The sequence below is a fragment of the Actinomadura terrae genome (assembly GCF_022751215.1).
Classification (GTDB): domain Bacteria; phylum Actinomycetota; class Actinomycetes; order Streptosporangiales; family Streptosporangiaceae; genus Spirillospora; species Spirillospora terrae.
This window is the reverse complement of sequence record NZ_JAICDG010000001.1, coordinates 1,128,876-1,154,317: the sequence shown is the minus strand read 5'-3', so window position 1 is coordinate 1,154,317 and position 25,442 is coordinate 1,128,876. Positions and strand designations below refer to the sequence as shown.

The 25,442-nt window shown below is 73.6% G+C and carries 25 protein-coding genes; 11 read left to right on the top strand and 14 right to left on the bottom strand.

Going from position 1 to position 25,442, the window contains the following annotated elements; translation table 11 throughout:
- Positions 1-35: 35 nt before the first annotated feature.
- Both K2F47_RS05120 and K2F47_RS05115 read left to right on the top strand, forming a co-directional pair.
- Complete coding sequence (locus tag K2F47_RS05120) at positions 36-1,226, top strand: lysylphosphatidylglycerol synthase transmembrane domain-containing protein (RefSeq protein ID WP_242901561.1); 1,191 nt, start codon at positions 36-38, stop codon at positions 1,224-1,226.
- Positions 1,227-1,412: 186 nt separating this feature from the next.
- Complete coding sequence (locus K2F47_RS05115) at positions 1,413-1,979, top strand: flavin reductase family protein (RefSeq protein ID WP_242901560.1); 567 nt, start codon at positions 1,413-1,415, stop codon at positions 1,977-1,979.
- 198 nt (positions 1,980-2,177) lie between these two features.
- On the opposite strand, the gene K2F47_RS05110 is transcribed toward K2F47_RS05115, so the two are convergent.
- From K2F47_RS05110 to K2F47_RS05085, 6 genes are all read right to left on the bottom strand, one after another.
- Positions 2,178-3,407, bottom strand: coding sequence for an ROK family transcriptional regulator (locus K2F47_RS05110; protein ID WP_242902571.1), 1,230 nt, complete (start codon positions 3,405-3,407; stop codon positions 2,178-2,180).
- Positions 3,407-4,180 carry an ATP-binding cassette domain-containing protein gene (locus K2F47_RS05105; protein ID WP_242901559.1) on the bottom strand — a complete coding sequence of 258 codons (774 nt, stop codon included), beginning with the start codon at positions 4,178-4,180 and terminating at the stop codon, positions 3,407-3,409. The genes K2F47_RS05110 and K2F47_RS05105 overlap by 1 nt, the downstream gene beginning before the upstream one ends.
- A 125-nt stretch (positions 4,181-4,305) precedes the next feature.
- A complete protein-coding gene (locus K2F47_RS05100) occupies positions 4,306-5,589 on the bottom strand; it encodes a sugar ABC transporter permease (RefSeq protein WP_242901557.1) in 1,284 nt (427 codons plus the stop codon).
- A gap of 13 nt (positions 5,590-5,602) precedes the next feature.
- The gene (locus tag K2F47_RS05095; protein WP_242901556.1) at positions 5,603-6,409 is read right to left on the bottom strand and encodes an ATP-binding cassette domain-containing protein; all 807 of its coding nucleotides are present in this window, start codon (positions 6,407-6,409) and stop codon (positions 5,603-5,605) included.
- Positions 6,410-6,515: 106 nt separating this feature from the next.
- On the bottom strand, positions 6,516-7,592 hold the full coding sequence (locus K2F47_RS05090; protein ID WP_242901553.1) for a sugar ABC transporter substrate-binding protein: 1,077 nt from the start codon (positions 7,590-7,592) through the stop codon (positions 6,516-6,518).
- Between the two features lie 337 nt (positions 7,593-7,929).
- Positions 7,930-8,226 (bottom strand): hypothetical protein, encoded by a 297-nt coding sequence (locus tag K2F47_RS05085; RefSeq protein WP_156219198.1) that lies wholly within the window; start codon positions 8,224-8,226, stop codon positions 7,930-7,932.
- Positions 8,227-8,421: 195 nt separating this feature from the next.
- Between K2F47_RS05085 and K2F47_RS05080 the strand changes: the two genes are divergently transcribed.
- On the top strand, positions 8,422-9,123 hold the full coding sequence (locus K2F47_RS05080; RefSeq protein WP_242901552.1) for a hypothetical protein: 702 nt from the start codon (positions 8,422-8,424) through the stop codon (positions 9,121-9,123).
- A 27-nt stretch (positions 9,124-9,150) separates the two neighbouring features.
- Here K2F47_RS05080 and K2F47_RS05075 read toward each other — a convergent pair whose 3' ends face one another.
- Positions 9,151-9,546 (bottom strand): hypothetical protein, encoded by a 396-nt coding sequence (locus K2F47_RS05075; RefSeq protein ID WP_242901551.1) that lies wholly within the window; start codon positions 9,544-9,546, stop codon positions 9,151-9,153.
- Positions 9,547-9,638: 92 nt separating this feature from the next.
- On the bottom strand, positions 9,639-10,304 hold the full coding sequence (locus K2F47_RS05070) for an aminoacyl-tRNA hydrolase (protein ID WP_242901549.1): 666 nt from the start codon (positions 10,302-10,304) through the stop codon (positions 9,639-9,641).
- Between the two features lie 168 nt (positions 10,305-10,472).
- On the opposite strand from K2F47_RS05070, the gene K2F47_RS05065 reads away from it, so the two are divergent.
- From K2F47_RS05065 to K2F47_RS05055, 3 genes are all read left to right on the top strand, one after another.
- Positions 10,473-11,543, top strand: coding sequence for an Rv1352/Rv1906c domain-containing protein (locus tag K2F47_RS05065; protein ID WP_242901548.1), 1,071 nt, complete (start codon positions 10,473-10,475; stop codon positions 11,541-11,543).
- Between the two features lie 78 nt (positions 11,544-11,621).
- Positions 11,622-12,455 carry an SAM-dependent methyltransferase gene (locus K2F47_RS05060; protein ID WP_242901547.1) on the top strand — a complete coding sequence of 278 codons (834 nt, stop codon included), beginning with the start codon at positions 11,622-11,624 and terminating at the stop codon, positions 12,453-12,455.
- A gap of 118 nt (positions 12,456-12,573) precedes the next feature.
- Positions 12,574-14,196, top strand: coding sequence for a M14 family metallopeptidase (locus K2F47_RS05055; protein WP_242901545.1), 1,623 nt, complete (start codon positions 12,574-12,576; stop codon positions 14,194-14,196).
- Here K2F47_RS05055 and K2F47_RS05050 read toward each other — a convergent pair.
- Positions 14,138-14,809, bottom strand: coding sequence for a TetR/AcrR family transcriptional regulator (locus K2F47_RS05050; protein WP_242901543.1), 672 nt, complete (start codon positions 14,807-14,809; stop codon positions 14,138-14,140). The two genes, K2F47_RS05055 and K2F47_RS05050, sit on opposite strands and share 59 nt — an antisense overlap.
- Positions 14,810-14,878: 69 nt before the next feature.
- Here K2F47_RS05050 and K2F47_RS05045 point away from each other — a divergent pair, with 69 nt between their 5' ends.
- Both K2F47_RS05045 and K2F47_RS05040 read left to right on the top strand, forming a co-directional pair.
- Positions 14,879-16,210 (top strand): MFS transporter, encoded by a 1,332-nt coding sequence (locus K2F47_RS05045; RefSeq protein ID WP_242901541.1) that lies wholly within the window; start codon positions 14,879-14,881, stop codon positions 16,208-16,210.
- A 55-nt stretch (positions 16,211-16,265) separates the two neighbouring features.
- Positions 16,266-16,937, top strand: coding sequence for a TetR/AcrR family transcriptional regulator (locus tag K2F47_RS05040; RefSeq protein WP_242901540.1), 672 nt, complete (start codon positions 16,266-16,268; stop codon positions 16,935-16,937).
- Here the strand turns inward: K2F47_RS05040 and K2F47_RS05035 are convergent.
- A complete protein-coding gene (locus K2F47_RS05035) occupies positions 16,924-19,050 on the bottom strand; it encodes an MMPL family transporter (RefSeq protein WP_242901539.1) in 2,127 nt (708 codons plus the stop codon). The genes K2F47_RS05040 and K2F47_RS05035 overlap by 14 nt on opposite strands.
- 259 nt (positions 19,051-19,309) lie before the next feature.
- Here K2F47_RS05035 and K2F47_RS05030 point away from each other — a divergent pair, with 259 nt between their 5' ends.
- Entirely contained in the window at positions 19,310-19,540 is a 231-nt protein-coding gene (locus K2F47_RS05030; protein ID WP_242901537.1) for a hypothetical protein, read from the top strand.
- Here K2F47_RS05030 and K2F47_RS05025 read toward each other — a convergent pair.
- The 4 genes from K2F47_RS05025 to K2F47_RS05010 form a co-directional block, all read right to left on the bottom strand.
- Entirely contained in the window at positions 19,515-20,210 is a 696-nt protein-coding gene (locus K2F47_RS05025) for a response regulator (protein WP_242901535.1), read from the bottom strand. The two genes, K2F47_RS05030 and K2F47_RS05025, sit on opposite strands and share 26 nt — an antisense overlap.
- The gene (locus tag K2F47_RS41255; protein WP_242901533.1) at positions 20,207-21,385 is read right to left on the bottom strand and encodes a sensor histidine kinase; all 1,179 of its coding nucleotides are present in this window, start codon (positions 21,383-21,385) and stop codon (positions 20,207-20,209) included. The genes K2F47_RS05025 and K2F47_RS41255 overlap by 4 nt, the downstream gene beginning before the upstream one ends.
- 299 nt (positions 21,386-21,684) lie before the next feature.
- A complete protein-coding gene (locus K2F47_RS05015; RefSeq protein ID WP_242901531.1) occupies positions 21,685-21,984 on the bottom strand; it encodes a Dabb family protein in 300 nt (99 codons plus the stop codon).
- 38 nt (positions 21,985-22,022) lie between these two features.
- The gene (locus tag K2F47_RS05010) at positions 22,023-22,478 is read right to left on the bottom strand and encodes a flavodoxin family protein (RefSeq protein ID WP_242901529.1); all 456 of its coding nucleotides are present in this window, start codon (positions 22,476-22,478) and stop codon (positions 22,023-22,025) included.
- Positions 22,479-22,550: 72 nt separating this feature from the next.
- Here K2F47_RS05010 and K2F47_RS05005 point away from each other — a divergent pair, with 72 nt between their 5' ends.
- Both K2F47_RS05005 and nfi read left to right on the top strand, forming a co-directional pair.
- Positions 22,551-24,185, top strand: a complete 1,635-nt coding sequence (locus K2F47_RS05005) for a bifunctional lysylphosphatidylglycerol flippase/synthetase MprF (protein WP_242901527.1) — start codon at positions 22,551-22,553, stop codon at positions 24,183-24,185.
- 538 nt (positions 24,186-24,723) lie between these two features.
- Positions 24,724-25,392, top strand: a complete 669-nt coding sequence (gene nfi / locus K2F47_RS05000) for a deoxyribonuclease V (RefSeq protein ID WP_242901525.1) — start codon at positions 24,724-24,726, stop codon at positions 25,390-25,392.
- Positions 25,393-25,442: the final 50 nt, after the last annotated feature.

Below are 25,442 nucleotides of genomic sequence, written 5' to 3'. Positions count from 1 at the left end.
TTGACACGGGCGCAACGGTCGCCGCCGAGGAGGAAATGCCTCTTCCCGGCGCGCCCGCCAAGCCGAAGGACGACCGTTCCTGGTGGCGGCGCAGGGCGGGCCTCCTGCTCCAGTGGGCGGTGCTGGCCGCCGCCCTCGCGATGCTCCCCTTCGTCCACGACCAGCTTCCCGACCTCGGTGCGATGTGGTCGGCCGCGACCAGTGCCGAACCGGGCTGGCTCGCCGTGGTCGTGCTCGCCGAGGCGGGCTCGATGGGGGCGTTCGCGCGGCTCCAGCGGCGCCTGCTGCGCATCGGCGGGCTGAAGATGACACTGCGCCGCGCGTTCGCGATCACCTACGCGGGCAACGCGCTGTCGACGACGCTCCCGGCGGGCCCGGCGGTGAGCGTCGTCTACACGTTCCGGCAGTTCCGCCGGGGCGGCGCGTCCGCGAAGCTGGCCACCGCCGTGATCCTGGCGGGCGGGGTGATCACCACGACCGCCTACACGGTGATCGGGCTGGTCGCGCTGATGGCCGACCCGCACGCCCGGGCGCTCGCGGTGACGACGCTGGGCGTCCCGGCGGCGCTGCTCCTGCTGCTGGTGCCCGCGCTGCGCTGGCGGCCGCTGCGCGCTGTCGTGACGGCGCCGGTGCGGCGCGCCTACCGCGCCGCGCTCGCCCACCCCCGCGTCGCCCCGCACGCCGAGCAGCTCGCGGGCGCGCGCGACGTGCTGCGCCCGACGGCGCGCGACTGGGCGGCGCTGACCGTCCTCGCCACGCTCAACTGGGTCTGCGACATCCTCGCGCTGCTGGCGGCGGCGCGCGCGGTCGGCGTCGACGTCGACCCGCACGGCGTCACGCTCGCCTACTTCGCGGCGCAGGCGGCGGGCAGCGCCCTGCCCCTGCTGCCCGGCGGGCTCGGCGCGATCGAGAGCAGCATGGCCGCCTCGCTGGTCGCGTTCGGCGCGACGCTGACGCCCGCCGCCGCGGCCGTCGGCCTGTACCGCCTCGTCTCGTACTGGGCGGTCGTCGGGATCGGCTGGATCGCGTGGGTCGCGCTGCACGAGGGCCCGCGGCTGTCGGCCCGCTCCCGGCTCCGCCTCGCGCGGACGGGCCGCCTTCTGATGGACGGGCTGTCCGCGACCGCGCTCATCCACCCCTACACCAACATCCACCTCCCGGCCCACGCCCGCGACGCCGCCCGGCCCCGCCCGCCCGTGCCGCCGCCCGGCCCCGTCCGCGCCTGAGGTTCCGCCGGAAGACCGACGGCTGACCAGGACCATCGACGGAGATGCGCCCTGCGGGGAATCAGCGTCCCAAAATTCGGGCTTTAGTGGGCGATGTGCCGCGCACGGCACGCGCACGCCCGACGGCGCGTTCCGCGCGGTCCCCCCGTCCGGGCGGCGCCCGGCCAAGAGAAGGGATCGGGTCACATGGGCCACGGAGCCGGCGCGTCCGCGTCCACGCTCGCGGGTGACGCGGCCGCGGGACCCCCCGGCGAGGAGCCGCCGGGCGAAGCCGCCGGCGTGGACAGCGCCCGGTTCCGCTCGGTGCTCGGCAGGTTCGCGACCGGCGTGGTCGCGATCACCGCGTTCGAGGAGGGCTCCGACCGCCCGGCGGGCCTGGCGGCGAACTCCTTCACCTCCGTGTCCCTCGATCCCCCGCTCGTCGCGTTCTGCGTCGCGCACACCAGCACGACCTGGCCGCGCCTGCGCGGCGCCGGACGGCTGTGCGTGAACATCCTGAGCGAGCCCCAACTGAAGGTCTGCGAGCGGCTGGCGCTCCGGGGCGGCGACAAGTTCGCCGACATCGGCTGGACGCGGACGCCGAACGGCGGCCCCCTCATCGAGGGCGCGCTCGCCTGGATCGAGTGCTCGGTCGAGCAGGAGCACGTCGCCGGCGACCACGTCATCGTCGTCGCCCGCGTCCACGCCCTGGACCACCACCACGACGCCGACCCGCTGCTGTTCTACAAGGGCACCTACGGCACATTCACCTAGCCCCCCGCCCAGCCACCCAGGGTGCGCCGCACAACGACCTCAGCCGCCACGCGAGCGCGCTAGCTGAGCGGTGGGGGCGAAGCCGGAGGCGAGCCCCCACCGCGAAGATCGCGAAGCGATCCGCGCTCGCACAAGCACGGTCGAGGGGGCGAGCCGCCAGGCGAGACCCGTCGGGCCGGGGTTGCAATAAACACACCGTCAGTGAACGCGGCTGTCCTCGGGGGCTCGTAGCCGGGCGAGGACCTGAATGGGGTCGGCGAGGACGTCGGCGAAGGCGAACTCGGCGGCGCCGACGAGCGTCGTGTCGTCGCCGAGCGCGGCGGTGCGGAGGCGGACCTTCTCGCGGGGCGCGGCGAGCGCGCCGGTCGCGAGCACGCTGCGGATCTGGGCGGCGGCGCCGAGGTAGATGTCGCGGAGCGTCCCGCCGAACACGACGAGGCCCGGGTTGAGGACGTTGACGAGGTTCGCGACGCCGAACCCGAGCCAGGTGCCGACGCGGTGCAGCGCCTCGCGGGCGACGATGTCGCCGCGGTCGGCGGCGTCCACGACGGCGCGGACGGCGTCGCGGCCGCTCTGCCCGGGCGCCTCCTCGCGGTCGGCGTGGGCGAGCAGCGTCCGCTCCCCCACCTCGGCCTCCAGGCAGCCGCGCGACCCGCAGGCGCAGGGCCGCCCGCCGGGGTTGACGACCATGTGGCCGATCTCGCCGCCGTAGCCCTCGTCGCCGCTGAGCAGCCGCCCGTGCGCGATGATGCCGCCGCCGACGCCGACGTCGCCGTGCAGGTAGATGAGGTTGTCGCAGCCGACGCCCGCGCCGCGCCCGTGCTCGGCGAGCGCGCCGAGGTTGGCGTCGTTGCAGACCGAGACGGGCAGGCCGAGGCCGAGGCGGCGCGACAGCGCGTCACCGAGCGGGAAGTCGCCGATGTCGAGGTTGGGGCCGAACCGGATGGCGTCGTCCGCGCGGCGGACGGTGCCGGGGAAGCCGAGGGCGGCGCCGACGCACACCGCGTCCCGCTCGCTCTTGCGGACGAGCGAGCGGGCGCCCGCCGCGAGCGTCCCGACGATCTCGGCGGGGTCGGAGCCGCGGGTGCGCGCCGCCTCGCGGCGGTCCAGCACCACGCCGCCGAGCCCGACCCGCGCGATCACGAGCCGGTCGACGCCGACCTCGAACGCGAGCACGTACACGCGGGTCGACTCCGGCCGGACGACCAGCGACGGGCGGCCCGCGCGGCGACCGGGGCCCCGGGGCAGCTCCTCGCGGACGAGCCCGGCGGCGGTCAGGTCGGCGGTCAGCGCCATGATCGTGCTGCGGTTGAGCCCGAGGGACTCGGCGAGCGTCGCGCGGGAGGCGGGGCCGCGCAGGTGGACGAAGCGCAGCAGCGTCCCGAGGTTGTGCCGCCGGACGTCCTCCTGCGACGGGCCCGCCCGCATCATCGGCGCAGCCCGAGATCGCCGCTGACGCCCGAGGTGACCAGCTCGACGACCTGCCGGTGGGTGACGTCGGCGGTCCGCACCCGCGCCACCATCCGGCCGAGGTACAGCACGGCGATGCGGTCCGACACGGCGAAGACGTCGTTCATGTTGTGCGAGATGAGCACGACCGCGAGGCCTCGGTCGGCGAGCCGCCGGACGATCTCCAGCACCTGCTGGGTCTGCGCGACGCCGAGCGCGGCGGACGGCTCGTCCAGCACGACGACGCGGCTGTCCCACAGGACCGCGCGGGCGATCGCGACGGTCTGCCGCTGCCCGCCCGACAGCGTCGAGACGCTGCGCCGCACCGACCCCATCGTACGGACCGACAGGCCCGACAGCGTCGTGCGGGCCATCTCCTCCATCGCGTCCTCGTCGAGGGCGAGGCCGCGGCGGCGCTCGCGGCCGAGGAAGAGGTTCTCCACGATGTCGAGGTTCTCGCAGAGCGCGAGGTCCTGGTGGACGACCTCGATGCCGAGCGCGGCGGCGTCGCGGGGGCTGCCGACCCGGACGGGCGCGCCCTCGAAGCGGTACTCCCCCGCGTCGGGCGTGTGGATGCCGCCGATGCACTTGACGAGGGTCGTCTTGCCCGCGCCGTTGTCGCCGACGAGCGCGGTCACCTCACCCGCGCGGGCGGTGAACGCCACGTCGCGCAGGACCTTGACGGAGCCGAAGCTCTTGTCGATGCCGCGCAGGTCGAGGACGGGCGTGTCGAGGACGGGCGTCACTGACATGCCGAGAGGCTCCCACCGTGCCACACCGCCGTCCCGCGCCGAACGGTCCTGGATCGCGAGCGTATCAGCAGCGCTCGGCGCCCAGGAAGCGCACTCGGCCCGCTCCCGTTCCGGGTCGCCCGCCGTCATCGGCCCACGTTCGACCGGCGGCGCCTGGCCAGCGCGTCGATGCCCGCCGCGAGCAGCAGCACGACCCCGGTGATGAGGTACTGGAGGTAGGCCTTGGTGCCGAGCAGCCCGAGCCCGTTCTCGATGATGGCGATGACGAGGCCGCCGAACACCGCGTCGCGCGCCTTGCCGCGCCCGCCGAACAGGCTCGTCCCGCCGATGACGGCCGCGCCGACCGCGTACAGCAGCGTGTTGCCGCCGCCCGCGTCGGTGGCGACCGAGTTCAGCCGGGACGCGGCGACGATGCCGCTGACCGCCGCCATCCCCGAGGCGATCATGAAGACGGAGATCCGGATGCGGGTGACGTTGATCCCGGCGCGGCGGGCCGCCTCGGCGTTGCCGCCGACGGCGTAGACGTGCCTGCCGTAGGACGTGCGGCCGAGCACGAACGTGCAGGCGACGAGCAGCACGCCGACCAGCGGCACGCCCCACGGGATGCCGCCGAGCGTGATGAGCGGGCTGGGCGCGCGGTCCAGGCTGAGGAAGTAGGTGCCGAGCAGCAGCGCCGCCGCGACGAGCGCGGACCGCGCGAGCACCAGCTCCAGCGGCTGGGCGTGCAGGCCGCGGGCGTGCTGGCGGCGCCAGCGCAGCAGCTGGGTCGCGATGTAGCCGGCGACGCACACGGCGGTGAGCGTCCAGCCGAGCCAGATCGGCATGTTCTTGTTGGCGAGCGCGAACACGACCTTGTCGCGGACGGGCACGGTCCCGCCGTCGCCGATCATCCGCAGCGTGATCCCCTGGAGGCCGAGGAACAGCGCGAGCGTGACGACGAACGAGGGGATCCGCACCACGGCGACCAGCCAGCCGATCAGGGTGCCGATGACGATGCCGATCGCCACGGCCGACAGCACCGCGACGTACCAGGGCTGCCCGGAGTCGGCCATGAGCTTGGCCATCACGGCGGCGCAGACGCCGCTCGCGACGCCCGCCGACAGGTCGATCTCGCCGAGCAGCAGCACGAACACGAGGCCCATCGCGAGGATCGTGATGGGCAGCGCCTGCGTCGAGAGGTTCGCGATGTTGCCCTTGCTGAGGAACGTGTCCGGTTTGAGGGCGGTGAACAGCACGACGAGCGAGACGAGGCCGAGGATCGCCGGGAGCGCGCCGAGCTCGCCCGCGCGGATCCGGTCCCGGTAGTCCAGCAGCGCCGACCGCAGGTCGTGGTGACGGCTGTCGGCGGCGAAGTCCGCATCGGCCAGCTGCACGGCGGCCTCCTTGCCTTCGGGGATTTCGGTGGACACCTCGCGTCCCCCTTCAGATGTTCTCGGCGGCGGTCGTCGGCGCGACGCCGAGACCGCCGGAACGGCCGGCGGTGATGAGCTCCACGACCTGCCCGGGGGTGACCTCGGAGCGCGCGACGTCCGCCGCGACGCGGCCGAGGTACAGGGCGGTGATCCGGTCGGCGACCTCGAACACGTCGTTCATGTTGTGCGAGATGAGCACGACCGCGTGGCCGGTGTCGGCGAGCCGCCGGACGAGGTCCAGCACCTGCCGCGTCTGCGCGACGCCGAGCGCGGCGGTCGGCTCGTCCAGGATGACGACCTTGGACTCCCACAGCGCGGCCTTGGCGATCGCGACGGTCTGCCGCTGCCCGCCCGACAGGCTCGCGACCCGCTGGCGCACCGACCTGACGGTGCGGACCGACAGCCGGGCGAGCGTCCGCCGGGCCGCCTCCTCCATGGACGCCTCGTCCAGCACGATCCCCCGGCGCCGCTCGCGGCCGAGGAACATGTTCTGGACGATGTCGAGGTTGTCGGCGAGCGCGAGGTCCTGGTAGACGACCTCGATGCCGAGCGCGGCGGCGTCGCGCGGGCCCGCGACCCGCACCGGGCGGCCCTCGAACTCGACGCGTCCGGAGTCGACGGGGTGGATGCCGGCGACGCATTTGATCAGTGTGGACTTGCCCGCGCCGTTGTCGCCGACGAGGGCCATGACCTCGCCGAGCCGCACGGTGAAGTCCACGTCGTGCAGGACGTGGACGGCGCCGAAGCTCTTGTTGAGCCCGGTCAGGCGGAGGACGGGGTCACCGTTTTCTGCCACGAGTCTCCTTCCAGGGGGCATGGCCGCGGTGTCGTGCCCGTGGCGGGCCCCCAGGGGCGGCCGGATGTGTGGGAGCCGGTCCGTCCCCGGCGGGGAGGGGCCCGCCACGGTGTCTTCGAGGGGTGGTCTACTGGATGCCCGCGTCCTTGCACTTGGCGGCGTAGGCGCCCTTGCACAGGTCGGACTTCTTCACGAACCCGTCGGCGACGACGCGCTTGATGCCGTCCTTGAAGACGCCGATCGGGGTGAGCAGCACCGAGGGCACGTCCCGCTTGCCCTCGGGGTCGTTGGTGGTGCCGTTGGTCTGCCCCTTGCCGCCGTTGAGCAGCGCGACGGCGAGCCTGGCGGCGGCGTCCGCCTCCTGCTTCACGGGCTTGTAGACCGTCATGCACTGCGTGCCGTCCAGGATGTTCTGGAGGCCCTGCGGGGTGGCGTCCTGGCCGGTGACGGCGACCTTCCCGCCCTCGCCGTTCTTGTTGACGATCGAGACGACCGCGTTGGCGAGGTTGTCGTTGGCGGCGACGACGCCGTCGATCCGGCCCTTCTGCTCGGTCCACATCTGCTCGAAGATGGTCGCGGCCTTCTCGGGCTTCCAGTCGGGGACGGCCTGCTCGGCGGCCTTCCGGTAGGTGGGGACCTTGTCGAGGACGGCGTGCGCGCCGCGCGCGAACAGCGTCGCGTTGTTGTCGGTCGGTGCGCCGTTCAGGTAGGCGATGTTCGCGGCCTTGTCCCCGAGGCACTTGCGCAGGCCGTTGCCGAGCTCCTCGCCGACCTTCACGTTGTCGAAGGAGACGTAGTAGTCCGAGACGCCGCCGAGCGCGAGCCGGTCGTAGTCGATGGTCTTGACGCCCTGCGCCCGCGCCTTGCGCTGGACGGCGGCGGCGGAGTCGGAGTCGAGGCCGTCCAGGACCAGCACGGTCGCGCCGCTGGTGATCATCTGGTCGGCGATGGTCTGGAAGCGCTGGGCGGACCCCTCGGCGTTCTGGATGTCGTACCGGACGCCCGCCGCCTTGAACGCCTGCGCCAGGTAGGGGCGGTCGAAGCTCTCGTAGCGGGTGGAGGACGTCGTGTCGGGCAGGATCACGCCGACCTTGCCCTTGGCGGAGTCGGAGGCGGCCTGGGAGTCGGAGTCGTCTCCGCACGCGGTGAGGACGAGCGCGGCGACCGCCGACAGGGTGGCGAGGCTGAGGATCCCCTTGCGCATAGCCCGGGTCCTTTCGGGGGGGTGGAGGCCGCGGTGCGCGACCGAGTTCGCCGTGAATGTTGTGCCCCGCAACTTATGTCGGCGATGTCTCTCGCACCAGACCCGGCGGCGCGCGTATTTGTTGTGGGCAGTAACAATCACGTAACGCGAGATCAACCGGGGCGAGCACCCTGGACGGGCTGATCGCCTGGCGAGGAGGGGATGAGCGGGGGGCGCGCCCGCGGTGAGCAGCGGCGCGGGGAATGTTCGGGCGCTCAACATTCGGCCGCCCACATGAGAGCGTGATCATGCAGGGGGGCACCGGAGTGGGCCGGGGCCGTGCTGCATGATCACGTTGTCAGCGGGCGGCGAGGACCAGCGCGACCCGGTCGGCCGCGGCGGCGACGTCGGCGGCGGCCGCGATGCGCTCGGCCCACGACCACCAGTACCACCATCCGTCCGCGCCCTGCTCCGCCAGGATGTTCTCCGTGAGGGCGGACGCGTCCGGATTCATCACGTGCAGGCTGGGCGACTGGCCTCGGGGCAGGGTGAGACGCACCCGGAAGCCCCGTCTCGTCAGCTCGTCGCCGAGCTCTTCCAGATATTCGATCCGCGTCCTCGAAGGCGCGGCGGTTCCCGTATCGTCAGGCGTCATCCTCGTCTTCCTCGTGGACTCCGCGCGGCCCGACGAGCCCTCACCCTTCCGGTTCCGCGGCCCGACCGCAAGCACTTCGGGCTGGTCAGCCCGGGTCTGTGGGACAGTACCGCGAGCACGGCCGGTGCGTCCGGGGTCGCGGCGCCATCATCCGGGATATCTTGCGCCTAACAGGCGAACGGGAGCATGGGGGCGATGATGGCGGTCATGATGGCGGCGAATCCGGAGAAGACCCGGCCGGACCAGCGGCTCCCGGAACCTCCCCCCGCCGCCGCCGCCGACGCCGCTGCGGCCGACGCGAGCGAGACGTTCGTCCCTCCGCCGGTCCCGCCCGCGCCCGACGCGCCCGTCCCACCCGCCGGCGGTCCGGGCACCGCCGAGGGGCAGGGCGGCCGGAGCTGGCACCGCATGCACTACGCGGTCGGCGTGTTCCTCCTCGCCTACGGGGTGACGGGGATCGTGAGCGCCGTGCTGCTGTGGGACGACCGGCGCGAGGAGTTCGAGAAGTACTTCGCCTCCGGCCCCGCCGGGACGCTGCTGATCGTCGTCAAGGCGGTCGAGGTGGCGCTCGTCGTGGTCACCGCCGCCGGGCTCGCGCGCCGCCGCGACATGTGGTTCGTCCCGGCGCTCGCGGGGTGGATGGCGGGGTTCGCGATGTTCGCCGTCCTGGACGTCCTGAAGGGCCGGTGGGGCGGGCTGCTGGAGCACGTCCTGTACCTGGCCGGGTTCGTCGTGCTGCTGTTCCTGTCCTACGGGCTGAGCGCGAAGGCGCAGCTCGCCGCCGCGGCGCGGGCCAGGCGCGAGGCGGGCGAGCAGGTGGCTCCGCCGAGCGGCAGCGGCCTCACCCGCACGCAGGAGTTCGCCCTCTCGGCGATCAACCGCCTCCCCCGCCGCTGACCCGGCGGGCTCACGTGACCGGCGGGCTCACGCCAGCGCGGCGACGAAACGCTCGGCCTCGCTGGCGTCCATGCCCGTCTCGGCCCTGACCAGGGCGACGGCCGACGGCCGGTCCCCGGCCGAGACGAACGCCTTCACGCGTTCCGACAACGGGCTTCGGCCTTCCCCGTCCTTTTGGGGCAGCCGCCCCTCCCGCATGGCGTCGACATAGAGCTTGCCGTCCTGGAGGCTGAATCCGACGGCCCGGATGACGTGAATGGCGGCCGGTCTCGGCTTGCCCTCCGCAACAAGTGCACGCACCTGCGCCTCGACCTCGGCGGGGACGCGTTGGGCCAGCACCTCGACCTTGAGCCCCTCGACATATTCCTTCGCGGCCTCCCGGTCGACGCCGGTGGCCTTGCGGACGAGGCTCGCCGCCCGCATATGTTTCCCGTCGGCGACCAGTTTCAGAGCGTTCTCACGCGTTTCCGGAAGGACGTTGAGGAAAGGCGTCTTTTTCCGAGCCACTGGGTCTCCTAGAGGAGGCGGGCGATCGCGGTCATCGTGCCGGGCGGGACCTCGGTGAAGCCGCCGTCGCGGACGGCGACCGTCGCGTCCCGCACGCAGCGGCTCCACGGGACGTCGTGCGTCAGGTGCACGCGGGCGCCCGCCTCGATCCACGCCTTGACGTCCTTGCGCCTGCCCTGGCGCAGCAGGAGTTGGGCGGCGTGCCCGCACTGCGCGGCGGCCTTCCCGGTCGTCATCGCGACGTCCGGGTTGAGCGTGATCGCCGCGTACGGGGAGCCGGGCGGCGGCTTGGGCTCGGCCTCGGCCAGGTCGAGGCCGGCGACCTGAAGTTTGGCGAGTTCCGGCGGGACCTCCGACACCGGGCCCGGCACGAACGCGCGGACCTGCGCGCCGTCGTGCTCGACCGTGATCCCGGGGAGGGCCTGGACCTCGGGCCAGCGCACGCCGCGCGCCCGCCGTGTCACCTTGCGGATGCGTCGCGACTCCCACGCGTGCACGGCCTCGCGCCATTCGCCGTCGGGTCCGGTGGCGCGCGGGTCGGTCAGCAGCCGGACGACCGCCGTCGCCGCCGCCTCGCAGACGGCGCCGTGACCAGGCGGATCGGTCTTCTCCGCGCGGACCACGAGCTGCATCGCCCAGGGCGGATCGTCGAGAGGGTCGTAGTCGGGACGCACGCCTGGAGTATTCCAAACGCGATCGTGCGCCTTGCGCGCGACTTCCCCGCGGCGGATGTGGGTACTGCAACTCTTACGGTCCGCCGGACGTCAGTCCTGATGCGGGAGCGACGGGCCTCGCCGGTCGGCCAGGGCGGCGCGGCGGAGGAGTCTGGTCGGAGGTCGCCGGTGACCAGTGGCGCGTGGAGCGAGTCCATCCCCGGGATCGGGACGTACTTCGTCGGGATCGACGTCGCCCCGGGCCGCTACCGGTGCGACGACGGCAGGGGCGGCTGGTGGGTCCGCTTCACCGGCCCCGGGGGCGGCGAGCCGGTCGGGTCGTGGCCGCTGCCGGCCGGGCCCACCGAGATCGAGATCGCGCCCACCGACTTCGCGTTCGAGACCCACGTCGGGACGTACTGGCGGCGGATCGCGCCCGGGCGCCCGCCCGAGGACGGCCCCGTCGTGGAGCCCCGCCCGGTCGCCGACCCCACGCTGCGCGCCGAGCTCGACACGATCGTCGCGCGCCGCCGCCCGCTGGTGTGGCTGGCGCCGCTGACCGTCCTCGGGCTCGGGCTGGTCGGGTCGCCGGCGCTCGGCTCGCTGTGGCTGCTCGGCCTCGGCATGCTCGCGGTCCTGGTCGCGCTCGGCACCCCGTCGGTGTCGCTGGACCTGCGGCGCGCGCGGGAGCTGCAACGCCGCCGCGACCGCTACGTCACCCCCGAGGAGCTCGACGGGCCCGGCCGCGCGCTGCTCGTCCGCGTGCAGGCCGCCGTGGACGCCGTCCGCGACTCCGAGGTGAACCGCGAGGGGCTGCTGGACACCGTCGACAACGCCGTCACGCTGCCGCGCCAGGAGTGGGAGATCGCGCGGGTGCTGGCCCGGCAGTCGCGGCTGCGGGTCGACCAGGAGGAGGTCGCCGCGGCCGCGGACCTGCCCGAGGTGGACGCGGCGCTCCGCCCGCTGCGCGACAAGCTGGAGCTGTCGGTCGCGGCCGTCACCCGGCGGGTCGAGGCGCTGGAGCGCTACGCCGACCGGGCCCGCGCGGCCGACGAGGCGCTGCGCGCCCAGCGGCACCTGGAGTCGCTCGCCGCGCGCGCCCACGAGTACGACGAGCTGCTCGCCGACACCGTCCGCGACGATCTGGCGCTGCCCGCGATCGAGCGGCTCACCGACCAGGGCGAGGCGCTCGTCCAGGCGCTGCGCGACCGGCTGGCGCAGGCGGCCGAGGCCGCCGACGAACTCCCGCCCGCGCCCTAGCGCGCGCCGGTGATCACCGGCCCACCGGTGGGTTTAGTGTGATGCACACCGATTTGTCACGAGTTCTGGAAGGTCCCCATGACCGACGACGGCGCCCCCGCCGCCAGCCCGACCATCGACGCCACGCGGCCGCACCAGGCCCGGCTCTGGAACCACTGGCTGGGCGGCAAGGACACCTATCCGATCGACCGCGAGATCGGGGACAAGATCGCGGCGGTGTACCCCGAGATCGCGGACGTGGCGCGCCAGTCGCGGGCCTTCCTGATCCGCGTCGTGCACCACATGACCGCCATGGGCGTCCGGCAGTTCCTCGACATCGGGACGGGCCTGCCCGCCGTCGACAACACCCACGAGGTGGCGCAGCGCGACGCCCCGGACTCCCGGGTCGTGTACGTCGACAACGACCCGCTGGTCGTCACGCACGCCCGCGCGCTGCTCACCAGCACCCCCGGCGGCGCCTGCGCCTACATCCAGGCCGACGTCCGCGAGCCGGAGGCGATCATCGAGCAGGCCGCCGCCGTGCTGGACTTCGACCGGCCGATCGGGCTGCTGCTGCTCGGCATCATCGGCAACGTGGCCGACGAGGACGACCCGCCCGGCATCGTCCGCCGGCTGGTCGACGCGCTGCCGTCCGGGAGCTATGTGTCCATCAACGACGGCACGAACGTGCTGGGCGTCAACGAGTGGACGCCTGCCGAGGCGACCGCCCGGGGCGAGGCGCTGCGGCTGTGCGCCGAGGCGGGGACCGTGCCCTACCACGCGCGCACGCCCGAGTTCATCGAGGCGCTGTTCGAGGGCCTGGAGCTGGAGGAGCCCGGCGTGGTCTCGACCCCGCTGTGGCGGCCGGACTTCCCCGAGATCAGCGACCCGCAGGCGATCGACTCCTTCGGCGGCGTCGCCCGCAAGCCGTAGCACGCGCGGCTAGGGGAAATACCCCCGGAGCCGGGGCGCGAACGCTGGCAGACATTGCCCGTGCTCCGCGTCCCGGCTTTGTGGATCATGAGCCTCTCCCCCCGCGAGAGGTGATCCCATGCGGCCCTTCGCTGCCTCCGCCGCCGCGCTCGCGCTCAGCGCGGCCCTGATCACACCGGCCCACGCCGCCCCCGAGCGGACCGCGCCGGAGCAGATCGTCCGGGTGGACGTGCCGGACGCGCCGTCGGCCCGGCGGCTCGCCGGGCTCGGCCTCGACCTCGCCGAGGCGGCCGGACCGGGGTGGGCGGACGTCGTCCTGCACTCCCCGTCGGACGCGGCGGCGCTGCGCGGGGCGGGCTACACCTGGCGCGTCCGCGTCGCCGACCTCGGCGCCGACCGCGAACGCGACCGCGCCTACGCCGCGCGGACCGCCCGCTCGCCGCTGCCGAGCGGCCGCACGTCCTACCGGACGCTGCGCGACTACGAGTCGGAGATGGCCGCGCTCGCCCGCCGCAACCCCTCGCGGGTGCGCGCGTTCACGCTGCCCGCGCGGACGCTGGAGGGACGCAGGGTCCAGGGGATCGAGATCGGCCACCACGTATCCGCCCGCGACGGGCGCCCGGTGTTCCTCATGGTCGGGCTGCACCACGCGCGCGAGTGGCCGTCCGGCGAGATGGCGATGGAGTTCGGCTACGACCTGCTGCGCCGCGACGGCCGGGACCGCGAGATCACCCGGTTGCTCGACACGGCGCGCGTCGTGCTCGTCCCGGTGGTGAACCCGGACGGCTTCAACCTCTCGCGCGGCGGCGGCACGCTGGAGTACAAGCGGAAGAACTGCCGCGTCGTGCCCGGGAAGGACGCGCCGCCGCCGCTGTGCGCCAAGCCGGGGAACGAGGACCTCGGCGTGGACGTGAACCGCAACTACGGCTTCGGCTGGGGCGGCACGGGGTCGAGCACGAACGGCGCCGACGGGGACTACCACGGCGCGGGCCCCTTCTCCGAGCCCGAGTCCCGCAACATCCGCGACCTGGTCTCGTCCCGGCAGGTCACGACGCTGATCACCAACCACACCTACGGCGGGACGATCCTGCGCCCCTACTTCTCCAAGGCCGAGGGCCTCGCCCCGGACGAGCCCGCCTACAAGGCGCTCAGCGACGCGATGGCCGCGCAGAACGGCTACACGGGGATGCGGTCGGGCGACGACTACGAGACGACGGGCGAGACCAACGACTGGTCGTACTACGCCACGCGCGGCCTCGGCTACACGTTCGAGTTCGGCAAGTCGTTCCATCCGGCGTTCGAGACCCTCGTCGAGGAGTACTACGGGACGGGCCCGACGGCGGGCAAGGGCGCGCGCGGCGCGTTCCTCGTCGCGCTCCGCAACGCCGTCGACCGCGGCGCGCACTCGGTGCTGCAAGGCCGCGCGCCCGGCGGCGCCACGCTGAGCATCACCAAGAGCTTCACGCTGTGGACCTCGCCGGTCGGGAGCAGCAAGCCGCAGGCGGTGCCGACGCGCCTGACGTCCTCGATGCAGGTGCCCTGGAACGGCCGCTTCGTCTGGGACGTGAACCCGTCGGTGCGTCCGGAGTCGCCCTTCACCCCGACCGGGCAGAAGCCCGTGACCGGCCTGCTCAAGGAGAAGTGGACGCTGACCTGCACGGCGCACGGCCACTCCTCGACGGTCAGGGTGCTGGTCGACCGGGGGAGGCAGGCGTATCTGGACCTCGGCCGCTGCCGCTGACACCGCCAGCGCTGACACCGCAGAAAAGCGCGTCCAGGTGATAGTGCAGGACGTCCATCGCCGACTCGGGGGTCCGCCGACCGACCAGGACGCTCGTCCCCAGCCCGTGGACGAGCGCGAGCAGCCGTGCCGCCTCGGTCGCGGTGTCGGCGGACGGCGGCACCGAGCCGTCGGCGACCGCGCCGTCCAGGGCCTGCGCGAGCTGCCGCTCCAGCCGTTCGGGCCCGTCCACGAACGGCTGGTCGGCGAGCGAGGGGTCGGTCATCGACAGCACGGCGTAGGACGTCCACACCTGGTGGAAGGCGCGGCTCTCGGGGTCGGTCGGCAGCGCCTCGGCCAGCAGCGCCTCGACGAACGCGCGCGGTGAGGGGGCGGGCAGCGCGGCCAGCCGCGCCGCCCAGCGCTCGCGGCTCAGCCGTTCGAGCCGCTCCAGCGCCGCGTTCATGAGCTGCGCCTTGCTCTCGAAGTAGTACTGGACGAGCCGCAACGAGACCCCGGCCTCGGCCGCCACCGACCGCATGGTGACGGCGTGCAGCCCGTCCCGTCCGGCCACCCTGACCAGCCCGTCGGTGATCTGCGCGCGGCGCGCGTCGTGATCCGCGGTTCTCGGCACCCCCCGATCCTCTCGCACGGCCCCACCGGTCGTAACATAATGATACGTCTGTATCAGAACGGAGGGGCCATGACCCGGCGGGATCTGGCGGTGCTCGTCCTCGCGTGCGCGGCGCAGTTCATGGTCGTCCTGGACGTGTCGGTGGTGAACGTCGCGCTGCCCTCCCTCCAGGCCGACCTCGGCTTCGACCCGGTAGACCTGCACTGGGCCGTCAACGCCTACGCGCTGCCGTTCGCGGGGTTCCTGCTGCTCGGCGGCCGCCTCGCCGACCTGTACGGGCTGCGCCGCGCGTTCGTCCTCGGGCTCGCGCTGTTCACGCTCGCCGGGCTGGCCGGGGGGCTGGCGGGCGGCCAGGGCACGCTGATCGCCGCGCGGGCCGTCCAGGGGCTCGGCGCGGCGGTGCTCGCCCCGGCGACGCTGACCGTCCTCTCCACCACGGTCGGCGAGGACGCGCGCCCCCGCGCCCTCGCCGCGTGGACGGCGGCGGGCCTCGCGGGCGGGACGTCCGGGAACCTCGTCGGAGGCGTCCTCACCGACGCGTTCTCGTGGCGCTGGGTGCTGCTGGTGAACGTCCCGGTCGGCGTGCTGCTGGTGGTCCCCGCGCTGCGCCTGCTCCCGGCCGGGCGCCGGAACCGCCGTCTCGACGCCCGGGGGGCCGTCCTCGCCACGGCGGGCATCGCCTCGCTCACCTACGGCCTCGCGCACGCGGGGGCGCCGTCGGGCGGGTTCGTGATCGTCGCGGGGGCCGTGCTGGTCGCCTGCTTCGTGGCGCTCCAGACGCGGGAGCGGTCGCCGCTGCTGCCCGTCCGCCTGCTGCGCATCCGCGAGGTCGCGGTGGGGAACGCCGCGATGCTGCTCGCCGGGGCCTGCCTCAACCCGATGTGGTACTTCCTGGCGCTGTCGATGCGGGACCTCCTGCACTTCGGCGCCCTGCGAACCGGCCTCGGCTTCCTTCCGCACACGCTGCTGACGATCGTCGTCGGCCTGCACCTGACGCCCCGGCTGATGCGACGCACCGCCAACCGCACGCTGGTCGCCGCCGGGGCGCTGGTCGCCGCGTCCGGCTTCCTCTGGCAGAGCGCGCTCACCGAGGACGGCGGGTACCTGACGGGCATCCTCGGTCCGGCCGTGCTGATCTCTCTCGGCGGCGGCCTGCTCAACACCCCGCTCACCGCCGCCGTCACCTCGGGCGTCCCCGCCGAGGACGCGGGCGCCGCGTCCGGGTTGACGAACACGGCAAAGCAGGTCGGCGGCGCCCTCGGCCTCGCCGTCCTGGTCACGCTGGGCGGCTACGGCGCGGCGTTCCTCGCCATCGCGGGAGTGCTCGTGCTGACCGCCGCCGCGGCCCTCCTGCTGCCCGGCCGCGCACCGGACGCGCTCGCCCCGAACACCGCGGCATAAGCACCGTGGCACAAGCGCCGTGGCATAGGCACGGCGGCGTGAACACGGCGGCATAATGGGCCGCGTGACCACGACGAGCGGTAACCCCGGCGGGCGCCGCCGCCGCGGCACCGGCCCCGCACGCCGGCACGGGAGCGACGCGCCCGCCCCGGTCTCGGAGCGGCGCGAGCACCTGGTCAGGCTGGCGGCCGACCTGTTCGCGGAGAAGGGCTTCCAGGCCACGACGGTGCGCAACATCGCCCAGGAGGCCGGAATCCTGTCGGGGAGCCTGTACCACCACTTCGACTCCAAGGAGTCGATCGTCGACGAGATCCTCACCGGGTACCTCGACGAGGTCATGCCCGCCTACCGGAAGGCGGTCGCCCGGCGCGGGAACCCGCGCGCCACGGTCGAGGGGCTCGTCCGCGCCGCGTTCGCCTCCCTCGAACCGCACCGCGCCGCCGTCACCGTGTTGCAGAACGACTGGAGCTACCTCCAGGGCATGGACCGGTTCGCCTACCTCGCCGAGGCCGAGCGCGAGGCCGAGCGGATGTGGGTCGGCGCCATCGGGGCGGGCCAGGACGAGGGGCTGTTCCGCGACGACATCGACCCGAAGCTGACCTACCGGATGATCCGCGACACCGTCCGGCTCGCCGTCCGCTGGGCTGAGCCCGGCGGACGGCTCGACACCGGGGCGCTCGCCGACCACTACGTCAAGGTCATGTTCGACGGCGTCAACGTCCACTGACCGGTTCGACGTGCACCGCGTCCCCATGCCCGGCACCGCCGGGAAGCAGCCGCGCCAGCGCGCGGGGCATCCACCAGTTCGCCTCGCCGAACAGCTCCATCAGCGACGGGACGAGCACCAGCCGCACGATCGTCGCGTCCACGACGATCGCGACGCCGAGGCCGAGGCCGATCTGCTTGACCGCGACGTCCGCGCCGAGCAGCACCGACAGGAACACCATCACCATGATCGCGGCGGCGGCGGTGATCACGCGGGCGGTGCGGGTGAGGCCCTGCGCGACCGCCTCGCGGGTCGCGACGCCCGTCCGGTGCACCTCGCGGATGCGCGAGACGAGGAACACCTCGTAGTCCATCGACAGCCCGAACAGGATCGGGAACATCATCAGCGGCACCCACGTGGTCACCGGCATGTCCGTCGGGAAGCCGAGCGCGCGGCCCGCCCAGCCCCACTGGACGACGGCCGTCAGCACCCCGTAGGCCGCCGCGATCGACAGCAGGTTCATCAGCGCGGCCTGGAGCGCCACCGTGACCGACCGGACGAGCGCGACCAGCAGCAGCAGCGACAGCCCCACCACGACCGCGATCAGCCACGGCAGCCGCGTGCCGACGCTGTCGGCGAAGTCGATGGACGCGGCGTTCGGTCCGCCGACGTAGGCGCGCACGCCCGTCCCGGCGGTGGCGGCGGGGATGACCTCGTCGCGCAGCTCGTGGACGAGGCGCGGCGTCCTCTCGTCCTGCGCGCCCGTGGTGGGGAACGCCATGACCACCGCGACCTCGCCGTCCCGGCTGACCCGCGGCGGCTGGACGGCGGCGACGCCCGGCGTCTTCCGGACGGCGGCCGCGACGGGCGCCGCGTCCCCGCCCCGCGTGACGATCACCAGCGGCGCGGCGGTGCCCGGACCGAAGCCCTCACCGAGGATCTTGGCGGACGCGTAGCCGCTGGTGTCGTGCGGCTGGGTGCTGGAGTCGGGCAGGCTGAGCCGCATCGACAGCGCGGGCGCGGCGAGCACCAGCAGCACCGCCGCCGCGCACAGCCCGGCGACGACCGGATGCCGCTGGACGGTCCGCGCCCAGCGCTCGGCGAGCGGGCGGCGCGCCCGGCCCAGGCCCGGCACCCGGAACCGGTCGATCGCCCGTCCGGTGAAGCCGAGCAGGGCGGGCAGCAGCGTCACCGCGCCGAGCATCGTCATCAGCACCGCCAGCCCCGCCGCGACCGCGACGCCGTTGAGCAGCTTCTGCTGCATGACGAACAGGCCCATCATCGCGATCACGACCGTGGTCCCGGCGAACAGGACGGCGCGTCCGGCGGTGGTGATCGCGGTGACCGTCGCCTCCTCGGGATCGCTGCCGCCGTGCAGTTCCTCGCGGTAGCGGGTGACGATGAACAGCGCGTAGTCGATGCCGACGCCGAGCCCGATGAGCGCCGCGACGATCGGGCTGAACGACGGCGCCGGCAGCAGGTGCCCGAGCAGCGCGATCAGGCCGAGCCCGGAGCCGATGCCGAGCAGCGCGGTCACGATCGGCAGCCCCATCGCCAGCACCGACCCGAACGCGACGAGCAGGATGACCACGGCGGCGAGCACGCCGATGCCCTCGGCCGGGCCGCCGCCCGGCGTCTCCGCCGCGTCCACCGCGGACCCGCCGAACTCCAGCCGGACGGGGCCGTCGCTGGAGCGCACGTCGTCCAGCAGCTTCGTCACGGCGTCGGTCGGCATGTCGTCGGACGGGACGTCGAGGTTGGCGGTGGCGAACGCCGTCCGGCCGTCCGGGGAGATCTGGCCCGGCTGGCCGTAGGGCGAGGTCACCGACGACACGTGCGGGGTCCGGCCGATCCGCTCGATGGCCTGCTTCACCTTCGCCTGGACGTCCGGTGCGCGCACGCCGCCGTCGGCGCGGACGGCGAGCGTGATGCTGTCGCCGCTGCGCTCGGGGAAATGGTCGTCCAGCAGCCGCTCCGCCTTCGCCGAGCCGGAGCCGCCGCCGGAGAAGTCGTTCAGCGGCTCGGCGGCGAAGCCGAAGCCGGTGAAGAGCACGACGAACGTGCCCACCACCCAGGCGGCCACGGTCAGACGCCGCCTCCGATAGCAGAGCCGGGCGAGCCTGGCCAATCTCATGGGGAACCACCTTCGCGGACATGCCGCTCACAGGAAGAAACGTCTACCCGTCGAGCGTGGCGTCCGGGGCGTTGCGGGACATCAGGCGCGCGGCGTCACCCGATCTGCGGTGTACTTCGGTTGGAGTACGTCCGGCGCGGTATCCCACGGCGTGGGCCCCCTAACCCCCATAGTGTGCTTAGTCACAATTTGACGAGTAGGGGTGACGCTTTGGCCCTTGGGGACGCTGTTACCGGAGACATCTACGGGGGGAGGCGACATGTCGGCTCAACGGGGCGCCGCCGGTCGTGAGGAACCCACGCCGGCGGCATTGCGCGCCGCGACGGCGCGGGGATTGCAGGAGCAGTTCCCTGGGGTGCGGGTCTGGTACGGCGAGGCCACCGGATCGTGGTGGGCCCTGGTCCCGCGGCGGGACGGCCCGCGGCTGCTGGAGGCGGCCTCCGCCCAGGAGCTGCGCGAGGAGATCATGAGCGCCCGGCACCGGGGGTGACCAGCCCGCTCTCGTAGGCCAGCACGACGAGCCCGGCCCGGTCGCGCGCGCCGAGCTTGCCCATGGTCCGGCTGACGTGGGTCTTCGCGGTGAGGGGGCTGACCGCGAGGGCGTCCGCGATCTCCTCGTTGGACAACCCGCGCCCGACCAGCCGGAGCACCTCCCGCTCCCGGCCGGTGAGCACGTCCAGCAGCGCGGCCGCAGCGGGCGCGCCCCCCGCTCCGGGCGGGGCCGGATGCGGCGTCCGCGCCACGAACCCCTCGATGACCGTGCGCGTCACCGCCGGCGCCAGCAGCGACTCACCCGCCGCGACCACCCGCACGGCCCGCAGCAGGTCGGCGGGCTCGATGTCCTTCACCAGGAACCCGGCGGCGCCCACGCGCAGCGCCCGGTAGAGGTTCTCGTCCTCGGCGTAGGTGGTCAGCACGACGACCCGGACGCCATTGAGCGCCGGATCGGCGGCGATCCGGCGGATCGCGGTGACCCCGTCGACGCCGGGCATCCGCAGGTCCATCAGCACGACGTCCGGACGCAGCTCGCGGGCCAGCGCGATCGCCGCGCCGCCGTGCTCGGCCTCCCCCACCACCTCGATCCCCTCGGCGGGACGCAGCAGCATCCGGAAGCCCGCCCGCACCAGCGACTGGTCGTCGGCGAGCACGACGCGGATCACGGCACGCCGCCCGCCACGTCCGCGAGCGGCGCCCGCGCGGCGGGCAGCGACGCCGCCACCCGGAAGCCGCCGGACGTGCCCGGCCCGGCGGTGAACGTGCCGCCGAGCGCGTGAACGCGTTCGCGCATGCCGTTCACGCCGTGCCCTCCCCCGGGCCCAGCCGACGGGCCGTCGCCGTCGTCGACGATCTCCAGTTCGAGCCCGCCTCCGGCGTAGGACATGCGGACGCGGACGCGCACGTCCGTCCCCGCATGCCGCAGGACGTTGGTGAGCGACTCCTGGAGGATCCGGTAGGCGGCGTGGTCGGTCGGCTGGTCGAGATCCGTCACGGCGCCCGTGACCGACAGCTCCACCGGAACGCCCGCCGCGCGGACCGCCTCCAGCAGAACCGGGAGCCGGTCGAGCCCGTGGGCGTCCGCGCCCGCGCCGGTCCGCAGCGCGCCGAGCGTCGCGCGCATCTCCCGGAGCGCCTGCTTGCTGGTCTCCCGGATCGCGGCGAGCGCCGGACGGGCCCCCTCGTCCTCCTCGCCGAGCACGTGCAACGCGCTGCCCGCCTGCACGGTGATCGTCGCCATGCTGTGCGCGACGATGTCGTGCAGCTCGCGGGCGATGCGCACGCGGTCCTCGGCGACCCGCCGGGCGGCCTCCGCCTCGCGCTCCTCGGCGGCCAGCCGCAACCGCTCCCGCGTCTCCGCGGCCAGGGCGCGGCGGCTGCGCAGCACCTCCGCCAGCAGCATCACGGTCACCGCCAGCGCCGTGTGCGTAAGAAAAAGGGCGAGCGCCTCCAGCAGTTGGCTGTGCTTCAGCGAGACGATGGCGAAGCCGCACGTGAAGTACCCGGCGCACACGCCCACCGCCCAGCGCGGACGCCCCGCGTACACCGTCGAGAAGAACGGGACGGCCAGCAGCGCCGTCGGCGGAATCCCCGGATAGCCCAGCGAGTAGTACACGAACAGGCCCGCGCTGCTCAGCAGCAGCGCCGCGACCGGCCGGCGCCGGTGCAGGACGAGCGGCAGCGCCATCAGGACGCAGACCAGGTAGGCGCCCGCGTCGGCCGGGCGCGCGTGCTGCTCGTCCGACTCGTGAATCATGATCGCGGCGACCACCCCGACCGCCGCCGCGACCCCCGCGTCCAGCAGCGGGTCGCGCCAGGTCACCGGACGGAGGATCTTCACGCGTCAACCGTACGACGATCCCGCCCGGCATGGCGCCCGCTCAGGGACGACTCAGGGCCGCATCAGGGACACTTCAGGGATCGCGAAGCGGTCAGCGACCTCAGCCGTCACGCGGGCGCGTAGCCGGGAAGACCGCGAAGCGATTCCGCGCCCGCCAAGGCGCGGCTGTGGGCCGGGACTTCGTGAGTACAGCCGTCCACCGGAGGCGGGGCGCGATCCGCCCCCGGTGGACGTTCGGCCGAAACTAACCCGAAACAGGTTCGGGTTCAAGCGCTTGCTCGGTTCTCGTCCCGGCCGTCCTAGAGCTCGTACTGGATCGCGGCGCGCGACGCGACGATCGGCGTCACGAACCTGTCGACCACCTCCCGGTGCGCGGGATGGTCGCGGTAGGCGAGGTAGTCGTCCCGGTCGGCGAAGTCCGCGACGAGCACGAAGTCGTAGGAGGACGGGTTGATGCCCGCGTCCGCCCCGACGCTGTACTCCCGGATCTGCGGGATGATCCGGGGCAGCTCACCGAGCCTGGCCGCGACCTCCTCCTGCTGCCCGGTCGTCGTCCCCTCGGCCCAGATGAACATCGCCACATGGCGCAATCCGCTCATGGCGGCACGCTATCGCCGTCCGCGCGGCGGCGTCCGGCTCACACCTCGCCGATCTCCGCCGCCGCCGTCGCGCCGAGTTCCCAGCACGCCTCCAGATCGGCCTTGCCCGGCTCGCCGGTGACCACCACCGGCGGCAGGACGGCCCGCCACCGCAGCCCGGTCGTGATCGACTCCAGCGCCCGCAGCGCACCCGTCGCGTCGCTGTTCCCGTGCAGGAACGCGCCGAACGGGCGGCGGATCGTCTCCTCCAGACACGGGTAGTACATCGAATCGAAGAAGTGCTTGATCGCCCCGGAGAGGTAGCCGAGGTTGACGGGCGAGCCGAGGAGGTAGCCGTCCGCCTCCAGGACATCGACGGAAGAGGCCGTCAGCGCCGGGCGGGTCACCACCTCCACGCCGCCGACCTCGTCGGTGGACGCGCCCGAGCGCACCGCCTCGAACATCGCCTGCACCGACGGCGACGGCGTGTGGTGGACGATCAGCAGCCTGCTCATCCCACGAGCCTAATCACGCCGTGGGAATGAGTTCCCCAAGGTCATGGTTGTCGGCTCAGCGGAGGTGCCCACATGCCCGATCCCGCGGACCGGCCGCTCCGGCCGCTCGCGGCGGCCACGGCGTCGGTCGCCGCGCTGGTCGCGGTCCCGGCGACGAGCGCCCCGCGCTGGCTCGACCGGCTGTCGCTGCTGGCGACCGGCCGCCCGCTCGCCCCGGCGCACGCCGCCGTCCTGGCCCTGGTGCTCGCGCTGGTGGCGCGCGGAGTGCTGCTGCGGCGCCGCGCCGCCTGGTACGCGCTGCTGGCGCTGGTGACGACGGGCCTGCTCGCCGTCCTCACCGGTGAGGACGCCGCGTGGCGGCTGCCCCTGCTCGTGGCCGCCGGCGCCGCGCTGTGGACGCTCCGCGACCGGTTCACGGTGCGCCCGCACCCCGAGCGCGTCCGCGCGGCCGTGCGGACCGGCGCGTCGCTGACCCTCGCCGCGACCGCCGCGACCGTGCTGCTCGGCGGCGTGTCGATCAGATCCGCCGGACGGGACGTCGCGACCGGCCTCGGCGCCACCGGCGCGCCCATCGACGGCGCCTCGTGGCTGCCCGGCGTCCTCGGCGTGACGGGCGCGGTCGGGCTGCTCGTCCTGGTCGGCATGCTCCTCGCGCCCGTCCCGGCGCCACCACCCGGCGACGAGTCCGAGCGCGCCCTCGTCGCCGGCCTGGTCGCCCGCTCCGGGTCCGACACGCTCGCGCCGTTCGCGCTGCGCCGCGACAAGGCGTACGTGTTCAGCCCGGACGGCCGCGCCGCCATCGGCTACCGGGTCATGTTCGGCATGGCGGTCGCGGGCGGCGACCCGGTCGGGGACCCGGGCTCCCGGGAGGCCGCCGTCCGCGCGTTCCTCGCGCTGTGCCGCCGGACGGGCTGGCGGCCCGCCGTCCTCGGCGCCGGAACCGCGCTGCTACCCGCCTGGGCGCCGCTCCGCTCCTTCGGCTACGGGGACGAGGTCGTCGTGCGCCCGTCCGAGTTCACGCTGTCCGGCCGGTCGATGCGCAACGTCCGGCAGGCGGTCGCGCGCACCGTCAACGCGGGCGTCACGTCCGAGATCGTCGCCGAGCGCGACCTGTCCCCCGACCTGCGCGCCGCGCTGCTGGACGTCGCGTCCCGCTCCCTGGGCGGCGCGGCCGAGCGCGGCTTCTCCATGAACCTGGACGAACTGCTCACCGGCCACCACCCCGGCGCGCTCGTCGCCATCGCCTACGGCCCCGACGGCACCCCCATCGCCTTCCAGCGATACGTGATCTCCGGCCGGTCCATCAGCCTGGACGCGATGCGCCGCGCCCCCGACGGCCCGAACGGCGTCAACGAGCGGCTGATCGTCGAGACGATCGAGTACGCGTCCGCACACGACCTCTCCCCGGTGTCGCTGAACTTTGCCGCCTTCCGCGCCCTGCTCGACTCCCGAGACCGCAGCGTCCCGGAAAGACTCGGCTACCAGGCACTCCACCTCCTGGACCCGCTGATCGCGGTGGAGTCCCTCTACCTGTTCGACAAGAAGTTCAGGCCCGCCTACGAGCCGCGCAGCATCGTCTTCCGCTCCTGGCTAGACATCGGACGGCTGGCCGCGGCACTGCTCACCCTGGAGTTCGCCCGCAGCCGCCCCACCCCCGTCCCCGAGAGCGCCACCACCGAGCCCGCCCACCACCTAGGCCGCCCCTAACGGAAATGCCCTCGACACCCAGCGCCCAGAAACGGACACGCCCCACCGCCCCACCTGCCACGCCGAGGACTGTTACCCCCGACCGAGCCGACCGATAATCGTCCCAAAAACAACGCATTCAGCACAGGGCCCCAAAAAACGCATTCCTATAACCGCGTTCCCGGTGAGCTGCCGCGCCATGCCAATCGCGCACTCTCAAGGGTTGACCCCCCTCGCGACCCAGGGGCCCCTAAGCCGCGAACGAAAAGGCGGTTCTCCTAGTGGCCGCCCTCGCCCTGGCGGCCAGCGCCCTCCAGGCCCCGCCTCGGCCCCCCGAGCGCGCGACGGCCGCCCAGAACATCCTCATGGTCAGGAAGGACGCAGCCGGCGACAAGCGCATCTGGTGGAACACCTTCAACGGAAGCTCCTGGAGCGGCCCCCAAGCGATTGGGCGCCTTCACCAGCTTCCGCCCCGCCATCGCCATCGCCGTCGCCAGCTGACCCAACCCATGACGGTCCGCCGGAGTCACCGGCGGACCGTCCGATAACGTGCTGGTTCATGGAGGTACGCGACCTGCACCCCTGGCCCGCCACCGCGAGCGAGGCCGAGGCCATCCAGGACGAACTGCGCCCCCTCCTGGTGGACTCCCCAGGTCCCCCCTCCCCCCGCACGATCGCCGGCCTGGACGTCTCCTACACAGACGACGGTCCCCTGGCCGCCGCGGTAGTCGTCCTGGAGACCACAACACTGAACGTCCTAGAGGAATCCGTCGCCACGGGCACCGCCGCATTCCCCTACATCCCCGGCCTCCTGGCATTCCGGGAACTCCCCACCCTCATAGAAGCGCTGCGCGCGCTCGAAATAACCCCCGACCTCCTGGTCTGCGACGGCTACGGCCTGGCCCACCCCCGCCGCTTCGGCCTGGCCTGCCACCTCGGCGTCCTCACCGACCTCCCGACCATCGGCGTCGCGAAAACAAGCTTCATCGGCACCCACACCCCGCCCGCCCCCCAGCGCGGCGCGACAAGCCCCCTGCTCCACCAGGGCGAAGAGGTCGGCCGCGCCCTCCGCACCCAGGACAACGTCAAGCCGGTGTTCGTCTCCGTCGGACACCGCATGAACCTGGACAACGCGTGCCGCAACGTCCTGAAGGTCGCGCGCCACCGCCTGCCCGAGACGACCCGCCGCGCCGACCGCCTCTCCCGCGACGCCCTCTCTGGCGCATGACCATCGCGTCCTGCCAGGATGGAGGCCACCAGTAAGAAAGCGGAGACCGC